The organism is Candidatus Accumulibacter vicinus (assembly GCF_000584955.1).
Taxonomy (GTDB): Bacteria; Pseudomonadota; Gammaproteobacteria; order Burkholderiales; family Rhodocyclaceae; genus Accumulibacter; species Accumulibacter vicinus.
The window spans coordinates 281,131-290,981 of record NZ_JDSS02000021.1 but is presented as its reverse complement, the minus strand read 5'-3'; the positions used below and the strand labels follow the sequence as shown (position 1 = coordinate 290,981).

The following is a 9,851-nucleotide window of genomic DNA, read 5'->3' as shown; positions in this document are numbered from 1 at the left end:
CAAGCCGGCGCAATGCGCGTTCGCCTTCGAGGCGCAGCACACTGCGTTTCGAGACGACCGGAACGATGCGCCGGACGCCCAGCTCGACGGCCTTCTGTACGGTCCAATCCATCTTGTCGCTGACCTGCAAGGCCTGCACCAAGGTGACCGACAAGGGCGATTCACGCTCGCTGCCGATCCACTCCAGGATATCAACGCTGACCCGCGCGCGTTCAATGCCAACGATCCGGGCAGGATATTCCCCGCCGGCACCATTGAAGAGGGTCAAGGCATCGCCGCTGCGCAGGCGCAAGACCTTGATCGCATGCTGCGCGACCCGTTCCGGCAAATCGACGCACACGCCGGCCGCCAGCGGCATCGGGCAATGAAAGCGGGGACCATTCACCGTGGTATTATAAGAGTTTCCTTGCTTGATGGTCGTTGTTTGGAGGCAGCTCCCTTTATGGCGCTCAATACCCCTGTTTGTGACTTTGGCTGGCAAGCGCCTGACTTCGCGCTCGAGGATACCCACGGTTCCCGGCAGACGCTCGCCAGCCTGCGCGGTCCGAATGGCCTGCTGCTGATGTTTATCTGCAACCACTGCCCCTATGTCAAGGCGATCATCGACCGCATTTGCCGCGACGCGCGCGAACTGCAGGCCCAGGGAATCGGCGTGGCAGCCATCATGAGCAACGATCCGGCCGAATACCCTGAGGACTCCTTCGAAAACATGCAACGCGTGGCCCGGGATCTGAATTTTTCCTTTCCTTATCTGCATGACGCCACTCAGGAGGTGGCACGCCGTTACGGTGCGGTGTGTACGCCGGACTTCTTTGGTTTCAACCGCGACCTGCAATTACAGTACCGCGGACGTCTCGACGCCAGCGGCCGCATGCCGGCCCCCCCCGATGCCCGACGCGAGTTGGTCGAAGCCATGCGCCTGGTTGCCGAAACCGGTCGTGGCCCACACGAGCAGACCGCCAGCATGGGTTGCTCGATCAAGTGGCGCGACTGATCCAGAATGCGCAATGAAGAAGGCGCAGGCTCGCCGGCGGTCACTGACGCCCATCTGAAACGCATGCTCGATGCCAGCGTCGCGGTGGTCCGCGAGGTTGCGCAACGAGAAATCATTCCGCGCTTCCTGCGGGTCAGTCATGGAGAACGCAAGGACGACGGTTCGCTGTGCTCGGAAGCCGATCTTGCAGCGCAGCATTTTCTTGCCGGGCGACTGACCGAGATCCACGCCTGCCCGATCATCGGCGAAGAAATGCCCCCGGCCATGCAACGCGCCGGCTGGCACAAGGGCAGTACCGACGAGCACGGGCTGTGGTGTATCGACCCGATTGACGGCACCACCAATTTCATCAACGGGCTGCCCTGCTTTGCCGTTTCCATCGCCTGGATGAGTGCGCGGCGAGCACGCCTGGCGGTGACCTACAACCCGATCACCGACGAAATGTTCTATGCCCGCGAAGGCAATGGCGCCTACCTCAATGGCCGCCGCCTGCCCTTGCGCCAGGTGACCTCGGATATCCGTCGCGCCGTCGGCGGTGTCGATTTCAAACGGATCCCGAAACCGCTGGCTGACCGGATCGCCGTCAGCCCGCCTTTCTACTCGCAGCGCAATTACGGCAGTTCGACGCTCGACTGGTGCAACCTCGCCGCAGGCCGACTCGACCTCTACCTGCACGGCGGCCAGATGCTCTGGGATTACGCCGCCGGCAGCCTGATCCTGCGCGAGGCCGGCGGCCAGATGTGCACCCTGGCCGAGGATGACTACGACGCCGATGACGTCTGGCGGCGCCCGGTCATCGCGGCCTTGCACCCGGCCGTCTTTGCTGCCTGGCGGGACTGGGTTCGACAGTCTCGCCAGCCGGAAAGCGTCTGACCAAACCAAAATGACGCCGCTATCCACTACAGGAGCTTTTCACCATGGCTGTAACGACTGAAGCCGTCCAGGCGACACTCAAGGAGTTGATCGATCCCAATACCCAAAAGGATTATGTCTCGACACGTTCCGTCAGGAACATCAGGATCGACGGTGCCGACCTCTCGCTCGATATCGAACTGGGCTATCCGGCAAAAACCCAGCTTGACGACATCCGTCGTGCGGTGATCACGAAACTCAGGGGCCTCCCCGGAGTCGGCAATGTGAGCGTCAATGTCACGGTCAGGATCGTCGCCCACACCGTCCAGCGCGGCCTGAAGCCGCTGCCCGGCGTCAAGAACATCATCGCCATCGCCTCCGGCAAGGGGGGCGTCGGCAAGAGCACGACGGCGGTGAATCTGGCCCTGGCGTTGGCCCAGGAAGGGGCCAATGTGGGTTTGCTCGATGCCGACATCTATGGGCCTTCACAGCCGCAGATGCTGGGCCTGGTCGGTCAGAAACCGGAATCGCAGGATGGTACGTCGATGGACCCGCTCCAGGCGTATGGCCTGCAGGCGATGTCGATCGGTTTCATGATCGACATCGATTCACCGATGGTCTGGCGCGGGCCGATGGTCACCCAGGCGCTCGAGCAATTGCTCAAGCAGACCAACTGGCAGGATGTCGATTATCTGGTGGTTGACATGCCGCCCGGAACCGGCGACACGCAACTGACGCTGGCGCAGAAGGTGCCGGTCACCGGCGCGGTCATCGTCACCACCCCGCAGGACATCGCCCTGATCGACGCGCGCAAGGGACTGAAGATGTTCGAGAAGGTCGGCATCCCGATTCTCGGCCTGGTGGAAAACATGAGCATCCACCTCTGCACGAAGTGTGGCCACGAGGAATACATTTTCGGTCAGGGCGGCGGCGAGCAGATGTGCCGGGACTACGACACCGAGTTCCTCGGTGCCCTGCCACTGGAACTCTCGATTCGCCAACTGACCGACTCCGGCAAGCCAACCGTGGTCGGCGCACCGGAATCGCGCGCTGCCGAGATTTATCGGACAATTGCTCGCCGTCTGGCGGTCAAGGTTGCCGAGCGCGCCAGGGACATGAGTGCCAAGTTTCCGAGCATCGTCGTCCAGAATACCTGAGCCAGGCGCCTGCCCCTCGCTTCCGGGGAGACGTACCGAACAGTTTCTTCCCTGCCCCGGACACCGTAGAATGGAGACCTTTCCTGCGCAAGCGGTGTTCGGATGACCGGCAATGTCAATCAAATCGGATAGGTGGATCCGCCGCATGGCGGCAGAGTACGGCATGATCGACCCTTTCGAGCCGAATCAGGTGCGCGAGATCGATGGCCGCCGCATCGTTTCCTACGGCACCTCCAGCTACGGTTACGACATTCGCTGTTCGAACGAATTCAAGCTGTTCACCAACCTGAACTCGACGATCGTTGACCCGAAGAACTTCGATCCGAATTCGTTCGTCGAGGTCAAGAACGATTTCTGCATCATCCCGCCGAACTCCTTCGCCCTGGCGCGCACCATCGAGTATTTCCGCATTCCGCGCAGCGTCCTGACGGTCTGCCTCGGGAAAAGTACTTATGCCCGTTGCTTCCGCGGCGACACCCGCGTAGCCCTGCTCGACGGCACGGCACCGACCCTGGAGGAGATGGCCCGCCGAGCGGAAGACGGTGAGTTGTTCTGGGGCTATGGGATTGGCCAGTTCGGCAGGATTGGCGCAGCAATGCTCGAAGCACCTCGCTTCATCGGACGGGATTCATTGCTGGAAATCACTCTCGACAATCGAACGGTCATCCACTGCACGCCCGACCACGAGTTTGTTCTGCGCGATGGCAGACTCATTCCCGCGTGTCAGTTGCGTCCGAACGATTCCTTGATGCCCCTCTATCGCCGCTTGGTGCGTGGTTACGAAGCTGTCTATCAACCCTTGAATGGCCATCTCTACCCCACTCACCGCCTTGCCGATGAATGGAATATTCGGCATGGTATCTATGAAGATATTCCGGCTACGCACCGGCACCACAAGGACTTCGACCGCCTCAACAACGCGCCTTGGAATATCGGGCGCATGCCGGCCGCCGAGCATATCCGCATGCACAATGCCAAAAGCTACGGGGCAGACTTCGACCCAGACGAGCACAGCTTGGCAATTCGTGGAGCCTTCGAGTGTCTACGAACCAGCAGGCCGGGGTGGATCGAGCACTTCTCGGAGGTCCAGCGCGAGCGCGCCACACAATTCTGGAGCGACGAAAGGTACACGCAGGCGCGCGCCCGCTTGCGTGAAAAGCAATCGGAAAACTGGACCGAGGAGCGCCGCCGCCAGCAGCGGGAGTCCATGGTACGACGCTATTCGGATCCACATGCCAGGCAAGCACAGGGAAACAGTTCGCGCGAAGCCTGGGCAAGAGACACGGGCGAACGCCGACAACGCCAGGCGGAAGTCGCGCGGGACATCAATCGGCGCGGGGAGATCAACGCCGACCGGGTACGTTGGGCACTCGAAAACACCGGTTCCATCCGTGGCGCCGCACGGCTTCTGAAATGCGACCGCTCGGTATTCCATCGCTTCCCGGAGGTCCTTGCCGCGTTTCGGGGACAAACACCGTACAACCACAAGATTGCCAGTATCCGGGAATTGGCAGGGGACCACGACGTCTATTGCCTGACTGTGCCCGAAACTGGCAACTTTGCCCTCGCATCCGGGATATTCGTCAGCAACTGCGGCATCATCGTCAACGTCACGCCCTTTGAACCCGAGTGGGAAGGCCATGTGACCCTCGAGTTCTCGAACACGACGCCACTGCCTGCCAAGATTTACGCCAATGAAGGCATCGCGCAGGTTCTGTTCTTCGAATCCGACGAAGAATGTGAAACATCGTACAAGGATCGTGGTGGCAAGTATCAGGGCCAGATGGGCGTGACCCTGCCGAAGATCTGATGGGCATGCGACCCTACACCCCGCAAGGTACCAGGGCAGGCAGGCAAATCAAGTGCGCTGCGCTGGTCGTCGCACTCCCGCCTTCTCACTCTTGATACTGGATCCCTGAATGCATTTCAATTTCCCGGTGATCGTCATCGACAAGGACTACCGTTCGGAAAACACCGGCGGGCTCGGGATTCGCGCGCTGGCCAAGGCGATCGAGAAGAAGGGTTTTGAAGTCTTCGGCGTGACCAGCTATGGTGATCTGACTTCGTTTGCCCAGCAACAGAGCCGCGCCTCGGCCTTCATCCTGTCCATAGACGACGAAGACTTCAGAAACGGCAAGGCCGACCAGACCGTCGGCAGCCTGCGCGCCTTCGTCAAGGAGATTCGCTGTCGCAACGAGGATATCCCGATCTTCCTGTACGGCGAGACGCGTACCTCGCGCCACATCCCCAACGACGTGCTGCGCGAGTTGCACGGCTTCATCCACATGTTCGAGGATACCGCCGAGTTCATCGGTCGTTATGTGGTGCGCGAAGCCAAAGCCTACCTGGAAAGCCTGGCACCGCCCTTCTTCCGCGCCCTGACACACTATGCCGAAGATGGATCGTATTCGTGGCACTGCCCCGGTCACTCGGGCGGCGTCGCTTTCCTGAAGAGTCCGGTCGGGCGAATGTTCCACCAGTTCTTCGGTGAGAACATGCTGCGTGCCGATGTCTGCAACGCCGTCGAGGAACTCGGCCAGCTACTCGATCATACCGGCCCGGTCGCGGCCTCGGAACGCAACGCGGCCCGCATCTTCAATGCCGACCACCTTTTCTTCGTCACCAACGGCACCTCGACCTCGAACAAGATCGTCTGGCATTCGACCGTCGCGCCGGGCGATGTCGTCGTCGTCGATCGCAACTGTCACAAATCGATACTCCATTCGATCATCATGACCGGCGCCATCCCCGTTTTCCTGATGCCGACCCGCAACCATTACGGGATCATCGGGCCGATTCCGAAAGAAGAGTTCCGCTGGGAGAACATCCAGAAGAAGATCAGGGCGCATCCTTTCGCGCGCGCGGTCGCCGCCAGACCGCGGGTACTCACCATCACCCAGAGCACCTACGACGGGATCCTCTACAACGTCGAAGAAATCAAGGAAATGCTCGATGGCGTGATCGACACCCTGCACTTCGACGAGGCCTGGCTGCCGCACGCGGCTTTCCACGATTTCTACGGCGATTACCATGCCATCGGCGCCGATCGCCCGCGCTGCAAGGATGCGGTGATCTTTTCGACGCAGTCGACGCACAAGCTGCTGGCTGGTCTCTCGCAAGCCTCGCAGATTCTCGTTCAGGATTCCGAAGGGCGGAAACTCGACCGCGACGTCTTCAACGAAGCTTACCTGATGCACACCTCGACCTCGCCGCAGTACGCGATCATTGCCTCCTGCGACGTCGCGGCAGCGATGATGGAGGCCCCCGGCGGCACCGCACTGGTTGACGAGTCGATTGCCGAGGCGCTCAACTTCCGCAGCACCATGCGCAAGGTCGAAAAGGAATGGGGTGCCGACTGGTGGTTCAAGGTCTGGGGTCCGGAAGACCTTTCGGGAGAAGGCCTCGCAGACCGCTCGGCGTGGATCCTCAAGCCCGGCGAACGTTGGCACGGCTTCGGCCTGCTTGCCGAAGGCTTCAACATGCTCGACCCGATCAAGGCGACGGTCATTACGCCGGGTCTCGATGTCGACGGAGACTTCGCCGATTGGGGAATTCCGGCGGCAATCGTCACCAAGTACCTGGCCGGGCACGGCATCATCGTCGAAAAATGTGGTCTCTATTCCTTCTTCATCATGTTCACCATCGGCATCACCAAGGGTCGCTGGAACACGCTGGTCACCGAACTGCAGCAGTTCAAGGATGGTTACGACCAGAACATGCCGTTGTGGAAGGTGATGCCGGAGTTCCTGGCCAAGAATCCGCGCTACGAGAAGCACGGGCTGAAAGACCTGTGCAAGCAGATCCACGGCATTTACGCGGCCAACGACGTCGCGCACCTGACCACCCGCATGTACCTCTCGGACATGGAGCCGGCCATGAAGCCGACCGACGCTTTTGCCCGTATGGCGCATCGCGAGATCGACCGCGTTCCGATCGACGATCTGGAAGGACGGATCACCAGCACCCTGCTGACTCCCTACCCGCCGGGAATTCCGCTGCTGATCCCGGGCGAGCGCTTCAACGCCACGATCGTTCGCTACCTGCAGTTCGCACGCGACTTCAACGAGCACTTCCCTGGCTTTGAAACCGACGTCCACGGCCTGGTCAAGGCGATCGTCGACGGCAAGCCGGTCTACTCGGTCGACTGCGTTCGCTAACGGCCATCCGGTTGGTGCGAGTCTTCTGCGGAGGGTGCATTGACATCTGCTGCCGAAGAGTTTTCGACGAGGCGCACGACCCCATCCTCTCCGACGGCGGTATCTTCGAACTTCAACAGGGTGATCCGATGGTTGTCCATCTCGAGCACCGTCAGTTGTCCGCCTTCCAGTTGGACGGTATCGCCGACCTTCGGCACGCTGCCGTGCCTCTTGTAGAACAGTCCCGCCAGGGTGACGTAATCGTCGTCGGTCGGGAACGGAAAATCAAGCAGGGCGTCGAGGTCGGAAACCCGCATCGAGGCGTCGATTTCGTACTGACTGCCAAGCAGTTTCCTGACCCGCCTCGCCTGACGGGTGAATTCGTCCTCGTAGTCGCCGACGATTTCCTCGAGGATGTCTTCGAGCGTGATGATCCCTTCGGTGCCGCCATACTCGTCGATCACCACCGCCATCTGCTGCCGGGTACGCTTGAAGTCCTTGAGCAGGTCGCTCAGCAATTTGCTGTTGGGAACCACGTACGGCGCCTGCACGAAGTCGCCGACTGGACGGTGACTGACTTCCTGGAGCGTCTGGCCGGTGCTCTCGGCCATCACCGTCAGCAGTTCCTTGATCGCAACCACGCCGGTGATCCGGTCCAGGCTCTTGTCGTACACCGGAAAGCGCGCGTGCGGCACGTCGCGGAAGATACGCAAGGCGTCGGCCAGGGTATCTTCCTGCGCCAGCGCCCGGATGCGCGTGCGCGGGATCATGGCCTCGCGCACCGTGTGCTCGTCGAGTTTGAACACCCCGCGGATCATCTCCGTTTCCTCCGGCGCCAGCGTCCCGTCCTTCTCGCTCGCCGAGAGAATCATGCGGATTTCCTCGACCGACATCGTGAAGTGGCTGTTGTGGCCTTCGCCTCCGAGATTCTGCTGCCCGAAAAGCCGCAGCAAGGCGTCCGAAGACAGCTTCATGATGTAGATCAGCGGTCGGAAGGTGAGGTAGAGAAGGTTGATGATGCCGCCCACCGCCATGCTCATCTGCTCGGCCTTGTGGAAGGCCAGCACCTTGGGCGCCAGTTCCCCGGCAACCACATGCAGAAACGAAATGACGACAAAGGCGAAGACATACGAGACCGTATGCGCCGCTTTGACGAGTGCTTCGCTGTCGCCGAACAGGGCAAAGATCGAGACGAAGGTCGAATCCGTCAGCGTGCTGATCGTTTCCATCCCGACGGCGCCAAGGCCGAGCGAAACCAGCGTGATGCCGACCTGGGTCACCGAGTAGAAGCGTTCCGGCTCATTGTGCAGCATCTCGACCCGCGCTGCGCGCTTGTCGCCTTCCTCGGCCAACTGCCTGATGCGGCTGCGGCGTGCCGAGGAGATGGCGATCTCCGAACCGACAAAAAAGGCATTGCCGGCGACAAAAGCCAGAATCAGCCCAAGGTTGATGTAAAGAAACGGGTGCTCCATCATCTGTATGCTCCTCCTGTATTTTTCGTCGGCCATGAACCCAGATTGCTCCCTGGAGGGACAACCAGAACCAGCGCCATGGTGACCGCGTGCGCATGATCACTTTTGCTTTTCTGCAGGTTTTCCCTCTGCTTTCGCCGCGGCGCCCGAATAATACGCCATTTATGCCCAAACTCTAGCACTTCATCGCAATACGGCACGCTTCAGGAAAGCAGCGAATCACACCTTGCCCAGTTCCTTGCCGCGCCGGGCGACGCATGCGTGTGCCGCCGCAGCGGCCGCATTGCGGTAGAATGCGGGCTTTGTCGCGCAGGGAAAAGGCCGTGAACGGCATCACCATTGCTCTATCGAAAGGCCGGATATTTGACGAAACCCTGCCCCTGCTGGCCGCCGCCGGGATCGAACCGCTCGAGGATCCCGAGACCTCTCGCCGCTTGATCATTCCGACCAATCGGGAAAATGTTCGCGTGGTCATCGTCCGCGCGACCGATACCCCGACCTATGTGCAATACGGGGCGGCTGACCTCGGTGTCGCCGGCAAGGACATCCTCCTGGAACACGGCAGTGAAGGTCTCTACCAGCCGATCGACCTGAAGATCGCCAAGTGCCGGATGATGGTCGCCGTTCCTGCCGGTTTCGACTACGCGCATGCGGTGCGCCAGGGCGCGCGCCTCAAGGTGGCGACCAAGTACGTCAATATTGCCCGCGAACACTTCGCTGCCAAGGGCGTGCATGTCGACCTGATCAAACTCTACGGATCGATGGAACTGGCGCCGCTGGCCGGCCTCGCCGACGCCATCGTCGACCTGGTATCCACCGGCAGCACGCTGAAAGCCAACCATCTGCTCGCCTGTGAGCACATCATGGACATCTCGTCGCGACTGATCGTCAATCAGGCCGCGCTCAAGCTGAAACGCGAATGGCTGGCACCGATTCTCGAAGCCATCGCCGGAGTGGTCGACCCATGATCGCAATCAAACGCCTTTCCAGCACCGATGCCGACTTCAATCAGCGACTCGATGCCCTGCTGGCCTTCGAAGCTGCACAGGACGCCAGCATTGAACAGACTGTCGCCGACATTCTTTCCGAAGTGAAGGCACGTGGCGATGCCGCGGTCATCGAGTACACCCGGCGTTTCGATGCCTTGAGCGCCAACTCGATGGCCGAACTCGAACTCTCGCAGAACGAACTGCAGCAGGCACTCGCCGCCCTGCCGCCAGCACAACGGCAGGCGCTCGAA

At 60.8% G+C, this 9,851-nt stretch carries 9 protein-coding genes; 7 read left to right on the top strand and 2 right to left on the bottom strand.

Annotation, left to right across the window (positions count from 1 at the left end; all coding sequences use genetic code 11):
• A partial coding sequence (locus tag CAPSK01_RS10270) for an RsmE family RNA methyltransferase (protein ID WP_273703456.1) occupies positions 1-385 on the bottom strand: 385 nt, incomplete at its 3' end.
• Positions 386-442: 57 nt separating this feature from the next.
• Here CAPSK01_RS10270 and CAPSK01_RS10265 point away from each other — a divergent pair.
• The 5 genes from CAPSK01_RS10265 (at position 443) to CAPSK01_RS10245 (ending at position 7,160) form a co-directional block, all read left to right on the top strand.
• Positions 443-994, top strand: a complete 552-nt coding sequence (locus CAPSK01_RS10265) for a thioredoxin family protein (protein ID WP_034925935.1) — start codon at positions 443-445, stop codon at positions 992-994.
• A 63-nt stretch (positions 995-1,057) separates the two neighbouring features.
• The gene (locus tag CAPSK01_RS10260; protein ID WP_034926071.1) at positions 1,058-1,867 is read left to right on the top strand and encodes an inositol monophosphatase family protein; all 810 of its coding nucleotides are present in this window, start codon (positions 1,058-1,060) and stop codon (positions 1,865-1,867) included.
• A gap of 44 nt (positions 1,868-1,911) precedes the next feature.
• Positions 1,912-3,003 (top strand): iron-sulfur cluster carrier protein ApbC, encoded by a 1,092-nt coding sequence (gene apbC, locus CAPSK01_RS10255; RefSeq protein ID WP_034925934.1) that lies wholly within the window; start codon positions 1,912-1,914, stop codon positions 3,001-3,003.
• A gap of 112 nt (positions 3,004-3,115) precedes the next feature.
• Entirely contained in the window at positions 3,116-4,813 is a 1,698-nt protein-coding gene (locus CAPSK01_RS10250) for a dCTP deaminase (protein WP_034925932.1), read from the top strand.
• 109 nt (positions 4,814-4,922) lie between these two features.
• Positions 4,923-7,160 (top strand): arginine/lysine/ornithine decarboxylase, encoded by a 2,238-nt coding sequence (locus CAPSK01_RS10245; RefSeq protein WP_034925930.1) that lies wholly within the window; start codon positions 4,923-4,925, stop codon positions 7,158-7,160.
• On the opposite strand, the gene CAPSK01_RS10240 is transcribed toward CAPSK01_RS10245, so the two are convergent.
• Positions 7,157-8,614, bottom strand: coding sequence for a hemolysin family protein (locus CAPSK01_RS10240; protein ID WP_034925929.1), 1,458 nt, complete (start codon positions 8,612-8,614; stop codon positions 7,157-7,159). The two genes, CAPSK01_RS10245 and CAPSK01_RS10240, sit on opposite strands and share 4 nt — an antisense overlap.
• Before the next feature lie 320 nt (positions 8,615-8,934).
• Between CAPSK01_RS10240 and hisG the strand changes: the two genes are divergently transcribed.
• Positions 8,935-9,579, top strand: coding sequence for an ATP phosphoribosyltransferase (gene hisG / locus CAPSK01_RS10235; protein WP_034926069.1), 645 nt, complete (start codon positions 8,935-8,937; stop codon positions 9,577-9,579).
• Positions 9,576-9,851: histidinol dehydrogenase (locus CAPSK01_RS10230; protein WP_034925927.1), on the top strand; the 276-nt coding region annotated here is incomplete at its 3' end. The genes hisG and CAPSK01_RS10230, both read left to right, overlap by 4 nt.